A 19,408-nucleotide genomic window follows, 5' to 3' on the forward strand; every position below is an offset into this window, starting at 1 on the left:
GCCCTCACGCCGCCACCACGCGCGGGCCCGCCGAGGGCTGGTGCGGCTTGCTCAGCAGCGTGACGTTGGCGAAGCCGACGGCCTTGAGCTGATCGACCATCAGCCGGCGGGCATCCTGCGCCATGCCGGCATCGGGGACGACGACGGCCTGTGCCTGCGTGGTCAACAATTCGGCCGGCAGGTCGACGGCCGAACCGGCGTCGAGCAGCACGTGGTCGTAGACCCGAAGCAGCGCGTCGATCGCGAGCGTCAGCCGCGGCGACTGCAGATGCGCGCGATCGAAGCCCGGCCGTCCGGCGCTGACGAGCTGAACGCGCGACTGCCGGTCCTTGGTGATGATCTGCGCGAATGACGCCTCGCCCTGCATCAGCTCGGCGAGGCCGGGCGCGGCCGGATCGACCGAGGCCGAAGCCAGCGCCGGCGAGGATCCGACGAGATCGACGACGACCACCTTGGCCTGGCGGGCCATCAGGCGGGCCAGCGCCAGCGCGGTCTCGGTGACGCTTTCTCCTGCCGCCGTGCCGAGGATCGTGATCTTGGGCTCGGCAGCACCGGCCGCGACCAGACGCGCGGCTACCTCCTCGATCTCGCCGGCGGCCGGTGCGGGCATCGCAGGCGGCTCGCTGATGACGGGGTCGGATACGGCCTCAGCCTGCGCCGGCAGGTCAGGCTTTGGCGCGAGCTTCGGTGCGCGCGGCGCGTCGGCATCGGGCGACGGCTGCGGCGCCGGCTCGTTCTCGACTTCCATCACCGGCTCGCGGCGCCCGAGCACGACGGCAGCCGGAGCGAAGGCACGGCCGACCGCGCCGGGCGCGGAAATCCGCAGCAGCTCGCCGGTGACGATGATGCCCGACGACAGCAGCAGCGTCGCCAGCGTCGCGATCAGCACGATCGGCAGCTTCTTCGGATAGGCCGGCGTGTTGGAGACCGTGGCGCGCGAGATGATGCGGCCGTCGGTCGGCGCGGCCTCGATGTTTTCGCGCGCCGTCGCCTCGCGGTATTTGGCGAGATAGGCCTCCAGCAGGTCGCGCTGCGCCTTCGCTTCGCGCTCCAGCGCGCGCAGCTGCACGTCCTGACTGTTGCTCGAGGACGCCTGCTTCTTCGACTGGTCGAGGCTCGCCTGCAATTCATTGACACGGCCGCGCGCGAGGCGGGCGTCGTTGTCCAGCGAGCGCGAGATCTTGCCGGCTTCCTCGCGCAGCTGCCGGTCGAGATCGGCGACCTGCGCCTTCAATTCCTTGATGCGCGGATGGTTGTCGAGCAGCGTCGACGACTGCTCGGCGAGTTGCGCGCGCAGCGTGGCGCGCTGTTCGGCCAGCCGGCGGATCAGCTCGGAATTGAGCACTTCCGACGCCTCGATCGGCTTGCCGCCCTGCAGCATCTCGCGGATCAGCCGCGCCTTGGTTTCGGCGTCCGCCAGCAGCGCGCGGGCATTGTTGAGCTGCGTGTTCAATTCGCCCATCTGCTGGTTGGACAGCGACGTGTTGTTCGTGCCGACGAACAGGCTCGACTTCGAGCGGAAATCCTCGACCCGCGAATCCGCCTCCGCAACCTTGTTGCGCAGCTTGTCGATCTCGCCGAGCAGCCAGGCGCTGGCGTTCTTGGCCTGGTCCTGCCGTGCCGCCTGCTGCAGCACGAGATAGCCGTCGGCGATCGAGTTGGTGACGCGCGCGGCGAGGTCGGGATCCTCGGACTGGAATTCGATCACGATGACCCGCGACTTGTCGACGGCGTAGGCCTGGTAGCGCTCGTAGAAGGAATCGAGCACCCGCTCTTCCGGCGTCAGGCTGAACGGATCGCGGCCGATGCCGAACAGCGCCAGCAGCGACTTCAGCGGCGAGAAACCTTTCAGCACCGGATCGAACTCCGGCCGCTCGGCGAGCTTGTTCTTCTTGATGATCTCGCGGGCGAGATCGCGCGACAGCAGCAGCTGCACCTGGCTCGTCACGGCTTCGGCATCGAGCGAGGTGCGCTCCGTGTCGCGCTCGCCGTTCGGGCGCAGGAAAGCGTTCTCGCGATTGTCGACCAGGATGCGCGCTTCCGACTTGTAGCGCGGCGTGACGATGTTGACGGCGGCGAGCGAAAGCGCGAACACCAGCACGGTGGGCACGATGATCCAGCCGCGCTTGCGCGCCAGCGCACGTCCAAGCGCATGCAGGTCAAGATCACCGGCCTCCGTTGCCTGGACAGGCTGCGGGGCGGGCTTCGCGGCAACCGGCTTGGTGACAACCGGCTTGGCGACAGCCTTGTCGGCAACGGGCGCAGACTTCGGCAACGCCCGTTGCACGACGGCCTTTTCTTTGCCTCTACGCCAAAATGCAAAACGCATCACACACTCCCGCGGACGCCGCGACTCCATCTCAATGGCGGCGATTACAGTCCATTAAGGTTGCCGCCGGGTTAATCGCCCGCAGGTTGCAGGCGGGCGCATCCGCCGCCCGGTCGGCCCGCGTCATCCTTTGTTAACCATGGGTGCCGTTAATCGACGCCGATATTTCCCCGCGGGATTCCCGACATGCGCAACCGGCGCGCTCCCATTGTCTGTCTGATCGCTGCGCTCGCGCTGTCGGGCTGCATGGGCCGGACCGCGCCGGTCGCCGTGGCGCCGGCCACCTACGGGGCGCCCGCCCCGATGGCCTATGCCGGGCCCATGCCGGCAGTCGGCGGCGCCTACCAGCTCGGTCCCGGCGACCGGCTGCGCGTCGTGATCTACGGCCAGGAAGGCCTCACCAACACCTACGCGATCGACGCCGCGGGTGCGATCACCCTGCCCTTGATCAGATCGGTGCCGGCACGCGGCCGCACCCCGGCCGGGCTTGCCAGCGAGATCACCGCGCGGCTGCGCAACGGCTATATCCGCGACCCATCGGTGGCGGTCGAGATCGAATCGTACCGCCCGTTCTTCATCCTCGGCGAGGTCGCGGCTCCCGGCCAATATCCCTACGTTCCCAACATGACGGTGGAGAGCGCGGTGGCGATCGCCGGCGGCTTCTCGACGCGCGCCAAGCGTGGCGCCGTCACCCTCACCCACACCGACGCATCGGGATCCGGCCGCTTCCTCGTGCCGCTGAGCACGCCGATCGGTCCCGGCGACACCGTGTTCGTCAGCGAGCGCTGGTTCTGACCGATGGCGCAGCAGCAGAACCAGGAACCGCCGCTCCGCATCCTGCATGTCGTCCGCGCCCCGGTCGGCGGCATCATCCGGCACATCCTCGACGTCGCCAACGGCCAGATCGCGCGCGGCCATCATGTCGGCATCGTCGCCGACAGCCTCACCGGCGGCGCGCGGGCCGACGCCGCGCTCGCCGAGATCGAGCCGCGCCTTTCGCTCGGCGTGCGCCGGGTGGCGATCCGCCGCGAGCCGCGCCTTGCCGACTTCGCGGTCTGGGCGCGCATCGCGCGCCTGATCTGGCAGCTGAAGCCCGACGTCGTGCATGGCCACGGCGCCAAGGCCGGCGCCTATGTCCGGATGCGGCGGCGCTCCAGCAAGGTGATCCGGGTTTACACGCCGCATGGCGGCTCGCTGCACTACCCGCTCGACACGCTGAAGGGCGCCTTCTACGGTCAGCTCGAGCGCACGCTGATGAACAGCACCGACCTGTTCCTGTTCGAGAGCGCGTTCGCCCGCAATACCTATCAGCGCACCGTCGGCGTGCCGACGGCCGGCGTGGTGCATTGCGTGTTCAACGGCGTCACGGCGGAGGAATTCGAGCCGGTGCCGAAGGCCGAGGACGCCACCGACGTGGTCTATGTCGGCGAGTTCAGGCACATCAAGGGCGCCGATCTCTTGATCGACGCGGTGGCGAAGCTGCGCGCCGAGGGCAAGCCGGTGACGCTGACGCTGGGCGGCGACGGCGAGGAGACCGAGCGGCTCAAGGCCCAGGTCAAGCGGCTGGCGCTCGGCGACGCCGTGCGCTTCATCGGTCACGTCAAGGCGCGCTACGGCTTCTCCAAGGGCAGCCTGCTGGTCGTACCGTCACGCGGCGATTCGATGCCCTATGTGGTGATCGAAGCCGCCGCCGCCGGCGTTCCGATGATCGCCGCCAATGTCGGCGGCATCCCGGAGATCTTCGACAGCCACACCGACGCCCTGTTTCCGCCGAGCAATGCCGCCGCGATGGCCGATGCGATCAAGGCCGCGCTCGACAACCCTGCGGCCACTGCCGCGCGGGCGCAAAAGCTGCGCGAGCGGATCTCGCAGCACTTCTCGCAGGGCGCGATGGTCGAGGGCGTGCTCGCCGGTTATCGCGACGCATTTGCCAAGCGTTAACCATTCCTTACGCACGTAACCGTTTCTTCCGATTTGTCCCGTTAATTCACCCCCAGGGGAATTTCGCTGCTGCGCGCGGATGCCCATCTGCATGCGCAGGAATGGACGTGGACACGTGGAACCGTTTAACGCACGCTCGATGCTGGATGACGCTGCGTCAGCAACGGCCGGTCATCCGCAGGTCGAACGCCGCCGGCGCCTGTCGCCGGCCGCGCTCGCCGTCACCAACCAGAAAGTCCGCGGCGCCTATTCGCCGGTCGTGATCGCCGGCGCGGTGCGGGTTGCCGATTTCGTGCTGCTCAGTCTGGTCGGCGTCGGCCTGTATCTCGGCTACGTCAAGCCGCTCTCCGGCTACTTCTCCTGGGGATACATCGCGGCGATCCTCGGCATGGCGCTTGCCGCGGTGATCTGCTTCCAGGCCGCCGACATCTACCAGGTGCAGATCTTCCGCGGCCAGCTCCGCCAGATGACGCGGATGATCTCGTCATGGACCTTCGTGTTCCTGCTGTTCATCGGCGTATCCTTCCTCGTCAAGCTCGGCGGCGAGGTGTCGCGCGTCTGGCTGTCGTCGTTCTTCTTCGTCGGCCTTGCGCTGTTGATCGCCGAACGCCTGCTGCTGCGCGCGATGGTGCGCTCCTGGGCGCATGACGGCCGGCTCGACCGCCGCACCGTGATCGTCGGTGCCGACCAGAACGGCGAGAAGCTGATCGAGGCGCTGAAGGCTGAGGACGACACCGACATCCATGTGCTCGGCGTGTTCGACGACCGCAACGACGGCCGCGCCATGGACACCTGTGCCGGCTCGCCAAAGCTCGGCAAGGTCGACGATGTCGTCGAATTCGCCCGCCGCACCCGCGTCGATCTCGTGCTGTTCGCGCTGCCGATCTCGGCCGAGACCCGCATCCTGGAGATGCTGAAGAAGCTGTGGGTGCTGCCGGTCGACATCCGCCTGTCGGCGCACACCAATAAGCTGCGCTTCCGTCCCCGCTCCTACTCCTATCTCGGCAAGGTGCCGACGCTCGACGTGTTCGAGGCGCCGATCACCGATTGGGACCTGGTGATGAAGTGGCTGTTCGACCGCATCGTCGGCGGCCTGATCCTGCTCGCGGCGCTGCCGGTGATGGGACTGGTGGCGCTCGCGGTCAAGCTCGACAGTCCCGGGCCGGTGCTGTTCCGCCAGAAGCGCTTCGGCTTCAACAATGAGCGCATCGACGTCTACAAGTTCCGCTCGCTGCACCACCATCAGGCCGATCCGACCGCCTCCAAGGTCGTGACCAAGAACGACCCGCGCGTCACCCGTGTCGGCCGCTTCATCCGCAAGACCTCGCTCGACGAGCTGCCGCAGCTGTTCAACGTGGTGCTGAAGGGCAACCTGTCGCTGGTCGGTCCGCGTCCGCATGCGGTGCAGAGCAAGCTGCAGAACCGGCTGTTCGACGAGGCCGTCGACGGCTATTTCGCCCGCCACCGCGTCAAGCCCGGCATCACCGGCTGGGCCCAGGTCAACGGCTGGCGCGGCGAGGTCGACACCGACGAGAAGATCCAGAAGCGCGTCGAGTACGATCTCTACTACATCGAGAACTGGTCGGTGCTCTTCGACCTCTACATTCTGCTCAAGACACCGTTCTCGCTGCTGACCAAGAACGAGAACGCGTACTGAGAGCCACAACTGCCGTCATTGCGAGCGCAGCGAAGCAAGCCATCTCGCAGCGCTGGGATAGATGGATTGCTTCGTCGCTTCGCTCCTCGCAATGACGGGCGCGAGTGATCTTGTTTGTAGCGTTGCGTGAGTATCCGATGGCCTATGCGGCGACAGCCGGAACGACCTATCCGCCGATCACCGCGCCGCCCGGCGTGCTGGCGCTGCAGCGCGCGCTGGTGTGGCTGGCCGGCGCCTCCGGCGCCATCGTGTTCATCGAGCCGAGCCCGTACGAACTCGTCACGCTGACCGCCGCGGTGCTGTTCTTCGCCACCGGCCTGCGGATGCGGCTGGTCTTCATGCCGCTGCTGTTCGCGCTGATCGTGCTCAATGTCGGCTACAGCATCGGCGCCATCCCGTTCCTCGACAAGCCGGAGGTCGTGACCTGGGTGTTCACCTCCTGGTACATGGCCGTCACCGTGATCTTCTTCGCCATGGTGATCTCGGAAGATACCGAAGCACGGCTCGACATGCTGCGCCGCGGCCTCTTGGTCGGCGCGATGATCGCCGCGCTCGCCGGCATTGCCGGTTATTTCCGCCTGGTCCCGGGCGGCTACGAACTGCTGACGCTGTATGACCGCGCCCGCGGCACCTTCAAGGATCCCAACGTGCTCGGCGCATTCCTGATCCTGCCGGCGCTGTTCGCGCTGCAGAGCGTGGTCTCCGACCGCCTCGGCAAGGCATTCCGCAATGCCGTCGCCTTCGGCATCATCTCGCTTGCGATCCTGCTGTCGTTCTCGCGCGCCGCCTGGGGCGGCCTCGTCCTGACATCGGTGTTCATGCTGGTGCTGATGGTGCTGACCAGCCGCTCGCAGGCGCAGCGCTCGCGCATCATTGTCATGGCGCTGATCGCGATGGTCCTCGCCGTCGCGCTCATCGCGGTGCTGCTCTCGATCGGCTCGGTTGCCGACATGTTCAAGCAGCGCGCGAGCTTCGACCAGAGCTACGACGAAGGACGCTTCGGCCGGTTCGGCCGCCACATCCTCGGCGCCCAGATGGCGCTGGAAATGCCGTTCGGCATCGGGCCGCTGCAATTCCACACCTACTTCCCCGAGGACACCCACAATTCCTTCCTCAACGCCTTCATGTCGGGCGGCTGGATCTCCGGCGTCTGCTATCCGGCGCTGGTCTTCGTCAGCGTGATCGTCGGCTTCCGCTACGTCTTCATGCGCGTGCCGTGGCAGCGCTCCTATCTCGTGGTGTTCTCGGCGTTCCTCGGCACCGTCGCCGAGAGCTTCATCATCGACACCGACCACTGGCGGCACTTCTGGATGATGCTGGGCACGATGTGGGGCATGTATGCGGCGGCGGAGCGCTATCGCGCCATTTCGGCCGTAGCGATCAGCGCCGAGGCGGCGGCGGCTTCTTGAGGCTGGGGCGCTTCTCCGGCGGCATGTCGATGATCGCCTTCAGCGCCTCGGTGGCCTCGAGCACGCCCTTGTGGCCGTCATTGGCGAAGCGCAATAGCAGGCGCAGTTCGTCCTCGGTGTAGCTGCTCCACAGCTTCTGCATCGCCTGCTGCATCGGCACGTAGAACTTGCCGAGCTCCTCGGCCTTCTCCTCCACCACCGAGATGAAGACCTTGCGCCGGTCGCTCTCGTCGCGCTCGCGGCGCACGTAGCCCGCCTTCTCCAGACGGTCCACCACCCCGGTGATCGCCCCTGTCGTGAGCCCGGTGACTTCGGCGAGACGGCCGGCGGTGACGCGCCCCTCAAGGTGCAGGATGTCCATGCATTCCATGTCGGAATTGGAGATTCCGGCCATGTTCGCAACGGCTTGGCCGTACATGACGCCCTGCGCCGACGACCGCCGCATGGCCACTTCCAGCTCCTGCATCAGCGCCGCGCGCGACTCCGTCCTTGACAATGCGATTTCCTTATCTTACAAGATTTATATCTTAGTTACTAAGAAGATTAGCCGCTGATCTTTCCTATCCTACACCGACGCATGGAGCAAGGCATGACCCGCCGTTCCCGTAAAGCTTTGATCATCGGCGCCGGCATCGCGGGTCCCGCGACCGCGATGTTTCTGACCCGCGCCGGCTTCGAGGCCGAACTCTATGAAGCCTGGCCCTACTCCACCGGGATCGGCGGCGGCCTGCAGATCGCGCCGAACGGCATGCATGTGCTGGCGGAGCTCGGCCTCGCCGACGATCTGATCCGCCGCGGCTCGATCGCGGAATCCTTCGACTTCTACTCGCAGGGCGGCAAGAAGCTCGGCTCGCTCAATCGCAACATGCAGGAGCGTTTCGGCCAGCCGGCGGTGAACATGTGCCGCGCGACGCTGTGCGAGACGCTAATCGACAAGGCCTGGTCCTCGAACGTCTCGGTGTTCTTCGAGAAGCGGCTGGTCAAGATCGAGGATCGCGGCGACCAGCCGGTGATCGCCTATTTCGCCGACGGCACCACCGCCGAGGGCGATTTCGTGATCGGTGCCGACGGCGTGCATTCGGTGGCGCGGCGGCACGTGATTCCGGACGGACCGACGCCGTTCGATACCGGGCTGCTCGGATTCGGCGGCTTCGTGCCGCGCGCGATGCTCGAGAAGCTCTCGATCGGCCAGCGGATGGAAACCACCTTCGGTCAGAGCGGCTTCTTCGGCTACGGCCTGTGCAGCCCGGATCCAAACGAGGGCGCGATGTGGTGGAGCACGCAGCCGTCGCGCGGCATGACGGCCGCGGCCTTCCGCCTGCAGGGCCAGGACGCGATCCGGCAACACTTGCGCGATTTCCACGCCGGCTGGCACGATCCGATCCCCGCGATCATCGACGCCGCCGACAATATCGTGGTCACCGACACGCTCGACGTCGCGACGCTGCCGACCTGGTCGCGCAAGCGGACGCTGCTGATCGGCGACGCCGCGCACGCCACCAGCCCGCATGCCGGCCAGGGCGTGTCGCTGGCGCTGGAAGACGCGCTGCGGCTCGGAATGCTGATGCGCGATGGCCAGGAGCTCGGCCTGACCTTCCAGGCCTTCGAGCACGAGCGGCGCCCGCGCGCCGAGAAGATCGTCGCCCTCGCCCGCCGCAACGGCAACAGCAAGCGCGAGTTCAGCCCGGCCGGCGCATGGCTGCGCGATCACGTGATGAAGCTGATGCTGCCCCTGGCGTCGAAGGGCATGGATTTCATGTACGCGTACAATCCCCGCGCGGCGTAGACCACTGCTGAGCCCGCGAAGGCCGACGATAACAGCGGATTGCCGCCACATACTCTGTGTCGTCCCCCGGCTCGACCGGGGGATCCAGTACGCCGCGGCCCATTGGTCGATCACAACCGTCTCTGGAATACCGGGTCGCCCGGTCCCGTCTACGCCAAGGCTTCGACCGGGCCTCCGGTCTTGGGCTCGCCGAAGCTTTAGCGGGGCGGCAAGCCGGGCGACGACAGGCATCCGTAGGCTGGGCAATGGAGCGATAGCGACGTGCTCACCCTACGCTTCGACCGTGAACGTCAGGCCGGCATTGTCGACCAGCCGCTTGATCAGCTTGTGCTGCATCGCCGCGCCCGAGGTCCAGAATCCGGCGGCCACGTCGGGCGTGTCGCGCAGCAGGCAGATCGCGCATTCGGAGATCATCTTCGAGGTCGAGCCGTAACCGGGATCGCGGTCGCCCTTGATGCCGGCGCGGACGGCGCGGCCGTCGGACGCGATCGCAAGATACAGCAGGTCATAGCGGCCGTTCTCGCGCTCTTCCTTCGAGGGGCCCTCGCCCGGCTTCGGCGCGCCGGGTCCGGTCTTCTCGGCGTTCAGCGCCATCACCTTCTTGGCGTTGGCTTCGCCTTTCTCGCCGGGACCGGTGAGCACCATCTCGTCGTAGACGAACTCCTTGCCGTAGGGAAAGCCCATCAGCATGTTGGAGCGGTGGACGTTGCGCGTGTTGATCAGCGCCATCATGAACGGCGCGGTCCAGGATTGCAGATCCTCTTCAAAGGCCGGCTTGCTGCCGCGCGGCTGCTTTGGGCCCTCGAAGCCCGGCGTCAGCGCGAACGGGTTGTTGAGGATGGCGACAAGGCTGAGGTCCTTGGCCACGGCATCGAACGTCGCCTTGGCGCTCGCCGCGGTGCCGCCGGACAGCGTGCCGCGCATGTCGCGGACGCGGCCCTTGACGCGCGGCGCCGGCGCGCCGAACACGCGCTTCGCCTCGTCCTGCACGAAGAGGGTGCCGAGCTCGAACGGCACCGAGTCGAAGCCGCAGGAGAACACGATGCGCGCGCCGCTCGCCTTGGCGGCGGCCTCGTGCTTGTCGATCATCTGCCGCATCCAGACCGGCTCGCCGCAGAGATCGAAATAATCGGTGCCGGTCTCGACGCAGGCCGCGACCAGCTCATTGCCATAGAGCTGATACGGCCCGACCGTCGAGATCACCGACTTGGCTTGCACGACCATCGCCTTCAGGGCGGCGGCATCGCCGGAATCCGCGACGATCAGCGGTGTATCCGACGGCGCGCCGATCGCATCGCGAACCGCGGCGAGCTTGTCCTTGCTGCGCCCGGCCATCGCCCATGTCAGCGCACGATCAGCCTTGTAATGAGCGGCGAGATACTCGGCGACGAGCTGACCGGTGAAGCCGGTGGCGCCGTAAACGATGATGTCGAATTTCGACGAAGCCATAAATCGGGTTCCTGGAGAGCGGATACTGTTCGTTCTGTCATTACGAGCGAAGCGAGGCAATCCATTATCTCCAAGCGCGCAGATGGATTGCTTCGTCACTTCAGCGCAAACTTGCTGTGCAATTTTGTCGCGAGCGCCTCGCAATGACGGATGGTTGGACTATTTCTTCGCGTACGACACGCCCATTCCTGCGCGCACATCGGCCTGGATGCCGTAAGGCGCGATCGGATAGCGGAGGCCGTTCTTGGCGAGCTGCTTCATGCCGGCGATCGCCTTGACGAGATAGGCCGGCGGCAGCGCCATCAGCATCTCCTCGTCCGGCACGCCGCCATAGCGGCGCTCGGCGAAGCACGGCAGCGACAGGCTCGGCTCGCCGGTCTTCAGCGCCCGGCCCCACGAATCCGCGCATGCGGTTTCGCCGACAACGCCCCATTCGAATTTCTTGTAGCCGGTATACTGCAGTCCGTTGATCAGGATGATCATCTGCCCCGGTGTCGCATAGACGAGGCAGATGTCGGGCGGATTGAGCCGGCCCGAGGTGAGCGGGCTCACCGCCATGGCCTGGTACCGGCCGTAAGGCACGACGTCGAGCGCCTCCTGGCGCTTGCGCGCGTCCTCCGCGGTGCCGTGCCAGACGCCGACATAGCTTTCGCCGGCGAGCCACTTCTCGTCCTGCGGCGCCAGCCCGATCACCGCGCGGCACTGCGCGCCGACCAGATCATCGCCGGTGATGCCGACGGTCCAGCCGAGCCGCGAGGCCATGCTGACGATCTGGTCGGTGGTGTGCACCGCGCTGGGCCGGCGGATTTTCGGGATCGCCTCCATGTCCTCGACCCGCGCAAACATCTTGATGCCGATCACCGTGGTCTTCAGCCGCAACAGGCTGTTGAGATCGGCGACGATCGCGGCGAGATCGAACTGTTCCGGCGGTGTCTGCTGTTGCATGCGTGAGCTCCCGTGACCAGCGGCTCTAGCGCCGCCTGTTTGCATCGATGTTAGCCGGATTGGCCGGCGGAGGCGACCCGCGCGTCGCGCTTCACGGCGCGTCCGGCCCGGGGAACAGGGCGTCGGTCTTGCCGTTCAGCCGATAGGCGACGAGCCCGAGCCATTCGCGGATCGCGATCTCGGTGCGCGACAGCCCGTCCATGCCCATGTTGATGATGAACAGATCGTCCACCCCGCCGACGCGCCAATCGACTGGATAGGGCTCGACCGCAAATCCCGCCTTGCGAAACAACCCGACCGAACGCGGCATGTGATAGGCCGACGTGACCAGCAGCCAGCGTTCGTTCGGCTTCGGCTTGATCAGCTCCTTGGAGAATTCGGCATTCTCCACCGTGTTGCGCGACTGCCGCTCGATGATCACGCGCGGCCCCGCGATGCCGAGGCCCGCAAGCAGCTCGCCGGCGTAGTCGCCTTCCTTGGCATCGTGCGAGATCAGATTGGCGTTGCCGCCGGTGAAGACGATACGGGCATCGGGATATTTGCGCGCCAGCTCGGCCGCGACGATGATGCGGTCGGGGGCCTGCCGCACCACCGGCGTCCGATGTGCGCGCGAGATATCCGGATCGATCGATCCGCCGAGCACGATGATGCCGTCGGGCGCGCCGTGCGCCGGATTCCATGGCGGGAAGCGCTGCTCCAGCGAATAGATCAGGACATTACCTACCGGCGAAAAAGCGCTCAGCGCCAGCACAGCCGCTACCGTGACCATCAGCCTGCGGCCAAGCGTAGCGAACCGCGTCAGCAGCAACGCGGCGCCGAGCACGCCAAGGCCGATCAAGAGATTCACCGGCAGCAGCATGATGCCGAGCGTCTTGGAGAGCACAAAAAACAAGGGAAGCCTCTGCGAAGTTCTGCTACAGCGTCATACGCTGCCGGACAAGCAATCAAAAGACGTCACATGCCCCATCATCACCTGAAGTCCAGCCCCGAAACCTGCCATTGGGGCTTCTTTGAAGCCAGGCTGAAGCCGGTGCTCACCATTGCGAGCGGCGACGAGGTCACGATCGAGACCGTCAGCGGCGGCCCCGACGTGGTGCCGGACCGCGGCAAGTTTCACGTCCCGCCCGAACTCGACGATATCCATGCGAAGAACGAGCGGATGGTGCCCGGGCACATCCTCACCGGCCCGATCGCAGTGGATGGCGCTTTCCCCGGCGACGTGCTCGAGGTCGACATCCTCGACGTGCAGCTGCGCCAGGACTGGGGCTACAATCTGATCAAGCCGCTGTCCGGCACCCTGCCCGACGATTTCCACGAGACGCGCATCCTCAACATCCCGCTCGATCGCGACCGCATGGTCGGCCGCATGCCGTGGGGCCTCGACCTGCCGCTCAAACCGTTCTTCGGCGTGATGGGCGTGTCGCCGCCGCCGGCCTGGGGCCGCATCTCCTCGCTGATCCCACGCGCGATGGGCGGCAATCTCGACAACAAGGAGCTCGGCGCCGGCGCAAAGCTCTATCTGCCTGTGTTCGTGCCGGGTGCGCTGTTCTCCTGCGGCGACGGCCATGGCGTGCAGGGCGACGGCGAGGTCTGCGTCACCGCGATCGAGACCGCGCTCACCGGCCGCTTCCGCCTGACCTTGCGCAAGGACCTCAAGCTCGCTTATCCGCGCGCCGAGACTTCAGACCATTACATGACCATGGCGATGGATCCCGATCTCGACCAGTGCGTGGTCAAGGCGCTGCGCGACATGATCGTGCTGCTCGGCGAGAAGCGGAATCTCTCGGGCGAGGACGCCTACACGCTGTGCAGCCTCGCCGCCGACCTCCGGGTGACGCAGACGGTGAACGGCTCCAAGGGCATTCACTGCATGATCGCGAAGTCGGTCGTGCACGGCTGACGACCCGCCGTCACTCCGGGGTCATGCGCAGCGTCGACCCCGGAATCCGTTCGTCTACGGAGCCTGCGACCTGGTGGATTCCGGGTTCTCGCTTCGCGAGCCCTCAGGTGCGCAAATTGCGCACCGGGGAATGACGAAGTGCCAAATGGCCGCACTTGTGTTCCGCGCGAACGCCTCGATACACTCCGTCCCAACGAACACAAACGGATGGGACGGACATGCTGAAGGAGAGGCTTTCGCCGGCCGACGAGGCCGCGCGCGACAAGGAGATGCAGGAGACGCTCGCCGCCTGCCCGCGCATCCTCGATCTGATCGCCCGCGGCCCGCAGGGCGCGCCCGAGGCGGAAGCCGTGATCTACTTGCGCGCGCCGCTCGATCCCAACCCGGTCGTGATCTCGAACGATCATCTGATGGGCTGCGTCAAGGCGGCGGAGACCTATTTCCGCGCGCAAGGGATCGGCAAGGACGATCCGGTCGCCATCCTGTTGCCGGCAAGCCCGGTCGCCGTGGTCGCGATCTTCGGCGCGGCCGCCTGCGGCGTCGCCGAGCCGCTCAACCTGTTGTTCACGCGCGAGGCGATCGTCGCCCAGCTCAATGCCATCAAGGCCAAGCTGCTGCTGGCGCCGCCGCCGGGCATGCCGGGCGGGCTTTACGAGAAGGTCGATGGCCTGCAGCGCGAAGTGCCCTCGCTGAAGCGCATCGTGATCGCGCCGCTCGACGGCAGCATCGCGTTCGACGGCGAGGTGCTGAAGCCCGATCCGGCCTGGCGCAATGATTACGGCAAGTCGACCGATATGAGCGAGGCCGACCGTGTCGCCGTGATGCTGCCGACCGGCGGCACCACCGGCCATCCCAAGGTGGCGCGGCTCACCAACCGCGCGATGATTGCCTCCACCCTGTCCTCGCGGATGGCGCTCGACTTCCATGGCGGCGAACGGGCGATGATCACGCTGCCGCTGTTCCATGTCGGCGGCCTGTTCTGCACCACGGCCAATTGCCTGTCGGCCGGCACGACGATCTTCATCCCCGGCCCGGCCGGCGCGCGCGATCCGGCGCTGATCACGAATTTCTGGCGGATCGTCGAGAAGTATCAGGTCAACATCGCCGGCAACGTGCCGACCACGCTCGGCGCGCTGGCCGACGTGCCGGTCGCCGACAGCGACATCTCGTGCCTGCGCGTCACCGCGACCGGCGCCTCGATCTGTCCGCCGGAGATCGAACGACGCTACCTCGCCACCTGGGGCGGCGACTGCATCCAGCAGCTCTACGGCATGACCGAGCTCGCCGGCGCCATCACCCACGACGTGCACGGCGTGAAGCCGCGCCCCGAAAGCGTCGGCACCCGCAATCCAATGGTCGAGCTCGCGATCCTCGAGGGCGGCAAGTTGCACACCGGACCATGGCCCTCGCCGGTCGGCGAGCTCTTGACGCGCGGGCCGCAGGTGTTCGCCGGCTACGTCGACCAGAAACAGACCGAAGAGGCATTCCGCGACGGCTGGCTGCGCACCGGCGACATCTGCCGGATCGACGCTGACGGCTTCGTCTACATCCTGGGCCGCGCCAAGGACGTCATCATCCGTGGCGGCCACAACATCGACCCACGCGCGATCGAGGACGCGGCGCTGCAATTCCCCGGCGTGGCCCTCGCCGCCGCGGTCGGCCGTCCCGACGCCTATGCCGGCGAAGTGCCGATGTTGTTCGTCTCGGCGCAGCCCGGCGCCCAAATCGATGCGCAGGCACTCGCCGCCTTCGTGCAGGACAACATTCTGGAACCGCCGGCGCGGCCGCGCGTGGTCTCGGTGATTCCGGACATGCCGGTCACCCCGGTCGGCAAGATCTTCAAGCCGAAACTGCGCGAGATCGCCGCCGGCGACGCCGCGCGCGAGCTGCTGAAGCTGGAAGGGCTCAGCGAGGTCAGCGTGGACGCGATCACCGATCCGTCGCGCGGCCTGTATTTGAGTGTGACCGCGCCGCCCGGAAAGGCCGAGGCCGCTGAGCGGCTGCTCAAGAAGTTTCCGGTCAAGGTTGAATTACGCGCCTAACGCCTTCGTTCAACTGGATAATCCGTCAGCGTCGATGCCGCCGGCGGCCGGAATGGGTCTCCGGCGGATGGCGGCGCGCGGCCCGCACAGACCGCAATAGCCCGGCTTGACGGGCAGGCCCAATCCTAAATAGAGTCTAAATAGATACTTTTCAGTAACTGCGTTCAAGGTTAAGCGTTTCCTTATGGCTACGGAAAAGGCCGAAACCGACCGCGTCCCGGTCACGCTGGCACTCTCGACCATCGGTTATCTCGAGAAGCTGGTGCGGCAGGGCACCCACGGCACGAGCGTCCCGGGCGTCGCACGGACATTGATCGAGGAAGGCATTCGGCTCGCCATCAAGGACGGGTTGCTTGCAATCCGCGACAACGGACGCACGCCCTGACGGGTGTACCGGCGCGGCGGTTCAACACAGAACGTGGAACCGTCAAATGATTGCCCTTCAAGCGACCTGGACGCCCGAGCGCGTCGAACAACTCAAAAGCTATTTCGCAGCCGGCCTCTCCTGCCGCGACATTGCCGTCAACATCGGCGTCAGCCGCAATGCCGTGATCGGCAAGCTGTCGCGGCTCAACCTCACCCGCACCACGCCCGAGGAGCGCCGGGCACGGCGGAAGAAATCCGCCGGGCGTGCCGCACCGGCGCCGACTACAAAGCAGCAGTTCCGGATGCTCCAGGAGGTCTACGAGCAGGCCGACGATGCACCGATCGTCAGCACCAACAATTGCTCGCTGTTCGAGCTGAGCGAGCAGCGCTGCCGCTGGCCGATCAGCACGCCCGGCGCCGAGGATTTTTGCTTCTGCGGCAACACCCCGCTCGGCGGCATGCCCTATTGCTCAGGACATTACCGCCTCGCCTATCAGGTCGGGTCGCGGCAGCGCGCGATGCGCGGCTAGGTGGGCCGAGACACCTCCCCAAGCGTCGTCCCGGCCTTCGCCGGGACGACACCGAATGTTTGGCGCCGCTTGCGACGCAGATATCAGCCGACCTTCCAGCCGGTCTCGGCGACGATACTCTGATAGAACTCCGGCGTGTAGGCCTGCTCCGGCGTCTTGCGCACGCGCTCATCGAGCAGGTGCGCATCGTCGCCGACCAGGATGCGCCAGCGGTCGGCCTTGACGCCGTCGAGGATGATCTTGGCGGCGGCGGCCGCCGAGGTCGGCGCCTCGTCGTGGAAGATGCGGGCGCGGTCGAGCGCGAGCTGCTGGATATCGGCATCCGACATCCTGGCGACGTCGAGGCCCTGCCCCTTCAGCCGTTGGCGCGCCTGCGTCAGCTCGTCGGCGCTGAGCTGGTCGGAGGTAGTGCCGAGCTGCACCTTGCGCGAGTTCGACACGATCGAGGTGCCGATATGGCCGGGCATCACCACCGAGCATTTGACGTGCGGCGCGTTGAGGCGAAGATCATTCATCAGCGCTTCGCTAAAACCCTTTACGGCGAATTTCGCGGAGCAGTAGGCGGTGTGCGACACGCCGGGGCCGACCGAGGCCCAGAAGCCGTTGACGCTCGAGGTGTTGACGATGTGCGCCTCGTCGGCCTTCACCAGCAGCGGCAGGAAGGTGCGGACGCCGAGATAGACGCCACCCCAGCAGATGTTGAAGGTGCGCTCCCACTGCTCGCGGGTATTGGTGAACAGGCTGCCGCCGCCGCCGATACCGGCATTGTTGAACAACAGATGGATCTTGTCCGTCGCCTGCTGCTCGATCAGCTCGTCGCGAAACCGCTTGTAGTGATCCTCGATCGAGACGTCGGCGACGTGGGTGGTGATGCGCAGGCCCTGCGGCAGCTTCTCGACCTCGCAGAGCCGCTTGGTCTCGGCCATCGCCTCGGCCGAGACGTCGCACATTGCGACGTTGCAGCCCTCGGCGACGAGCTGGCGCGCCAGTTCGCGTCCCATCCCCGTGCCGCCACCGGTGATGACGGCAATCTTTCCGGCAAAATCCTTCATGTGAGATCCGTTTCGTCCCTGTTTTTTTCTTCGGATCAGTGGGCGCGCGGATCGCGGTCCCAACCGTTTCGCGCTGCACTCTACATCACGGATTTGTCGGCCATCAACGCCGCGCGCCGCTCACGCGCTGGTGAGCCGCGGCCGACGTAACAAGCTCATTCCGCGTCGCGAACAAACCGTCATGGAAGCTCTCTCGGGCAATCGGAGACAACAATCATGGTGGTTCTCAACAAGGCGGTCGCAGCGATGCTGATGGCGATCGCGGCCGGCATCTCGGGCTCGGCCGCGGCCGCCGAGGCGGCACCGCAGCCGCGCAGCGTCCGGGGCGTGCCGCCGGCGCGGGCGAGTTGGTAGGCGCCCCCGCCAGCAAGCCGGGAACCGAAATCGCTCGTCATGGTTGAACCTTGTCCCTGCGGCCGAGACCTACCCGACAGGGAGTGCTTTCTTCCAGGGAGGTTGGAATGACCCACTGGCATGATTCGATGGTCGATCAACCCGACACTTCAGGCGCGGCCTATGCCGCCGGCTGGACCATCAGCGGACTGGCGGTTCTCGGCGTCGTCCTCGGCGTCTGGCTGCTCGGGATCTGAGCCGGCTACCGGTCCTCCAGCGCAGAGCGCATCCGGCGCGATGACCCCGCGCCTGAACCGTTTCGGCCGAACGCCGATTTGCAAATAAGACGCAAAGTTTAAGCGTCCGCCTACTCCGCCGCCTCGACGCGCTTGCCGGTGAATGCCCCCAATCCTTCCAGCGCTTTCGCAATTGCGGCTTGCTGCGCCATGGATGCCTCCGGCATCGGCGTGCGCGGATAGGTCTGCGGCAGGCCCTGCAATATCTGGGCATAGCGCGTGCAGGCCGGCAGATTGTCGGCGATGACGGCATTCCACAGCGTCAGCAGTTTCTTGTGCAGGTCGAGCGCGCGCGGATGATCGCCGGCCTTCACGGCGTCCCACAGCGCCACCGATGCATGCGGCGCGGCGGTCAGGATCGCCGCGATCGAGCCGTGGGCGCCGAGCGTGTAGGACGGATACATCAGCGCATCGACGGCGCTGTAGATCAGTTTGTCCGGCGCCATCATCATCAGATCGGCGAACAGTTTCAGGTCGCCCGCGCTCTGCTTGACGCCGATCACCAGCGGCACCTCCGTCATGATCCGGGTCAGCAGCGCCGGCGACAGGTAGGACCACGGCACCACGTTATAGATGATGATGGGCATGCCGGTGTCGTCGGCGATGCGGCGGAAATGGCCGACCATCGCCTCCTCGTCCGGCTTGAACAGATAATGCACCGGCGTCACCTGCAGCGCCGCGACACCCATGTCGCGCACCAGCCTGCCGCGCCTGACGGCGTCGCGCGTCGAATCGACGATGATGCCTGCGATCACGGGCGCGCGGCCCCTCGCCGCCTCCACCGTCGCCGCGATCAGGTCGCGATATTCCTCGTGGTCGAGCGCGTGGCCCTCGCCGGTCGAGCCGCCGGCGGCCATGCCGTGGCAGCCGGCGCCGAGCAGCCAGTCGACCTGCGGCCCCACCAGCTTGAAATCGATCTCGCCGTCCTTGCGGAACGGCGTCGTCATCGGCGGTATCACGCCCGTCGGACGCATCGTCATCGGCTGGCCCTCGCTGTTTCATCCCGCAGATCCGATCCCCGCTCTCGAGGGCGGCGGTGTCGATCCGGCCAGCCAAGCCTACTGATTGTCGTTGCGGCGTCCAGCGGCCGCGACGGCGGAACTGGTGCCCGATCCGGACATGGCCAAGGCGCGCGGCGCGGCGGGACGCCCGAGCGACGGGATTAGCAGCCGGAGCAGGCCGCGCCACGAGAGGTCGAGGACCACCTCATGGTGCCGCAATCCCTTGCCCCCCTTCACCGGCCCGAGATCGCGTATCAGGCAGTAATGGCCACTGCTCATGCGCGCCAGGCGGCTGTCCTTCAACCGTCGCATGCCGGCGAGAATGCATTGCGGATTGATTCCGTCAAATCTTGACGGCTCCGAATCGACGGA

General features: G+C 66.4%; 19 protein-coding genes. 11 read left to right on the forward strand and 8 right to left on the reverse strand.

Annotated elements, in window-relative coordinates:
• Window positions 1-4: 4 nt before the first annotated feature.
• Entirely contained in the window at window positions 5-2,329 is a 2,325-nt protein-coding gene (locus J6500_RS01945) for a GumC family protein (protein ID WP_225710972.1), read from the reverse strand.
• A 186-nt stretch (window positions 2,330-2,515) separates the two neighbouring features.
• Here J6500_RS01945 and J6500_RS01950 point away from each other — a divergent pair, with 186 nt between their 5' ends.
• The 4 genes from J6500_RS01950 to J6500_RS01965 all read left to right on the forward strand — a co-directional run bounded on the left by J6500_RS01950 (window position 2,516) and on the right by J6500_RS01965 (window position 7,336).
• A complete protein-coding gene (locus J6500_RS01950; RefSeq protein ID WP_225710973.1) occupies window positions 2,516-3,124 on the forward strand; it encodes a polysaccharide biosynthesis/export family protein in 609 nt (202 codons plus the stop codon).
• Window positions 3,125-3,127: 3 nt separating this feature from the next.
• Entirely contained in the window at window positions 3,128-4,270 is a 1,143-nt protein-coding gene (locus J6500_RS01955; RefSeq protein WP_225710974.1) for a glycosyltransferase family 4 protein, read from the forward strand.
• 115 nt (window positions 4,271-4,385) lie between these two features.
• A complete protein-coding gene (locus J6500_RS01960; RefSeq protein WP_225710975.1) occupies window positions 4,386-5,927 on the forward strand; it encodes an undecaprenyl-phosphate glucose phosphotransferase in 1,542 nt (513 codons plus the stop codon).
• A 137-nt stretch (window positions 5,928-6,064) separates the two neighbouring features.
• Window positions 6,065-7,336, forward strand: coding sequence for an O-antigen ligase family protein (locus tag J6500_RS01965; RefSeq protein ID WP_225711057.1), 1,272 nt, complete (start codon window positions 6,065-6,067; stop codon window positions 7,334-7,336).
• Here the strand turns inward: J6500_RS01965 and J6500_RS01970 are convergent.
• A complete protein-coding gene (locus tag J6500_RS01970) occupies window positions 7,308-7,781 on the reverse strand; it encodes a MarR family transcriptional regulator (protein ID WP_225711058.1) in 474 nt (157 codons plus the stop codon). The genes J6500_RS01965 and J6500_RS01970 overlap by 29 nt on opposite strands.
• Window positions 7,782-7,925: 144 nt before the next feature.
• Between J6500_RS01970 and J6500_RS01975 the strand changes: the two genes are divergently transcribed.
• A complete protein-coding gene (locus tag J6500_RS01975; RefSeq protein WP_225710976.1) occupies window positions 7,926-9,122 on the forward strand; it encodes an FAD-dependent monooxygenase in 1,197 nt (398 codons plus the stop codon).
• 270 nt (window positions 9,123-9,392) lie between these two features.
• On the opposite strand, the gene J6500_RS01980 is transcribed toward J6500_RS01975, so the two are convergent.
• The 3 genes from J6500_RS01980 to J6500_RS01990 form a co-directional block, all read right to left on the reverse strand.
• Window positions 9,393-10,571 carry a saccharopine dehydrogenase family protein gene (locus J6500_RS01980; RefSeq protein ID WP_225710977.1) on the reverse strand — a complete coding sequence of 393 codons (1,179 nt, stop codon included), beginning with the start codon at window positions 10,569-10,571 and terminating at the stop codon, window positions 9,393-9,395.
• A gap of 159 nt (window positions 10,572-10,730) precedes the next feature.
• Window positions 10,731-11,516 carry a DUF169 domain-containing protein gene (locus J6500_RS01985; RefSeq protein WP_225710978.1) on the reverse strand — a complete coding sequence of 262 codons (786 nt, stop codon included), beginning with the start codon at window positions 11,514-11,516 and terminating at the stop codon, window positions 10,731-10,733.
• 91 nt (window positions 11,517-11,607) lie between these two features.
• Window positions 11,608-12,408, reverse strand: coding sequence for a YdcF family protein (locus J6500_RS01990; RefSeq protein WP_225710979.1), 801 nt, complete (start codon window positions 12,406-12,408; stop codon window positions 11,608-11,610).
• Window positions 12,409-12,474: 66 nt separating this feature from the next.
• Here J6500_RS01990 and J6500_RS01995 point away from each other — a divergent pair, with 66 nt between their 5' ends.
• The 4 genes from J6500_RS01995 to J6500_RS02010 all read left to right on the forward strand — a co-directional run bounded on the left by J6500_RS01995 (window position 12,475) and on the right by J6500_RS02010 (window position 16,354).
• On the forward strand, window positions 12,475-13,416 hold the full coding sequence (locus J6500_RS01995) for an acetamidase/formamidase family protein (protein WP_225710980.1): 942 nt from the start codon (window positions 12,475-12,477) through the stop codon (window positions 13,414-13,416).
• 218 nt (window positions 13,417-13,634) lie between these two features.
• Window positions 13,635-15,458: an AMP-binding protein gene (locus J6500_RS02000; protein WP_225710981.1), complete on the forward strand. Its 1,824-nt coding sequence runs from the start codon at window positions 13,635-13,637 to the stop codon at window positions 15,456-15,458.
• Window positions 15,459-15,642: 184 nt separating this feature from the next.
• Window positions 15,643-15,843 carry a hypothetical protein gene (locus J6500_RS02005; RefSeq protein WP_016844973.1) on the forward strand — a complete coding sequence of 67 codons (201 nt, stop codon included), beginning with the start codon at window positions 15,643-15,645 and terminating at the stop codon, window positions 15,841-15,843.
• A gap of 46 nt (window positions 15,844-15,889) precedes the next feature.
• Window positions 15,890-16,354: a GcrA family cell cycle regulator gene (locus tag J6500_RS02010; protein WP_225710982.1), complete on the forward strand. Its 465-nt coding sequence runs from the start codon at window positions 15,890-15,892 to the stop codon at window positions 16,352-16,354.
• An 83-nt stretch (window positions 16,355-16,437) separates the two neighbouring features.
• Here the strand turns inward: J6500_RS02010 and J6500_RS02015 are convergent, their stop codons facing one another.
• Complete coding sequence (locus J6500_RS02015) at window positions 16,438-17,406, reverse strand: SDR family oxidoreductase (RefSeq protein ID WP_225710983.1); 969 nt, start codon at window positions 17,404-17,406, stop codon at window positions 16,438-16,440.
• A gap of 216 nt (window positions 17,407-17,622) precedes the next feature.
• Here J6500_RS02015 and J6500_RS02020 point away from each other — a divergent pair, with 216 nt between their 5' ends.
• Window positions 17,623-17,760, forward strand: coding sequence for a hypothetical protein (locus tag J6500_RS02020; RefSeq protein ID WP_225710984.1), 138 nt, complete (start codon window positions 17,623-17,625; stop codon window positions 17,758-17,760).
• 107 nt (window positions 17,761-17,867) lie between these two features.
• Window positions 17,868-17,996 carry a hypothetical protein gene (locus J6500_RS31925; protein ID WP_283842874.1) on the forward strand — a complete coding sequence of 43 codons (129 nt, stop codon included), beginning with the start codon at window positions 17,868-17,870 and terminating at the stop codon, window positions 17,994-17,996.
• Window positions 17,997-18,106: 110 nt separating this feature from the next.
• Here J6500_RS31925 and J6500_RS02025 read toward each other — a convergent pair whose 3' ends face one another.
• Both J6500_RS02025 and J6500_RS02030 read right to left on the reverse strand, forming a co-directional pair.
• A complete protein-coding gene (locus tag J6500_RS02025) occupies window positions 18,107-19,015 on the reverse strand; it encodes a dihydrodipicolinate synthase family protein (protein WP_225710985.1) in 909 nt (302 codons plus the stop codon).
• Window positions 19,016-19,093: 78 nt separating this feature from the next.
• The gene (locus J6500_RS02030; protein ID WP_312018189.1) at window positions 19,094-19,315 is read right to left on the reverse strand and encodes a hypothetical protein; all 222 of its coding nucleotides are present in this window, start codon (window positions 19,313-19,315) and stop codon (window positions 19,094-19,096) included.
• Window positions 19,316-19,408: the final 93 nt, after the last annotated feature.

It is taken from the genome of Bradyrhizobium semiaridum, from assembly GCF_020329505.1.
GTDB classification, from domain to species: Bacteria; Pseudomonadota; Alphaproteobacteria; order Rhizobiales; family Xanthobacteraceae; genus Bradyrhizobium; species Bradyrhizobium semiaridum.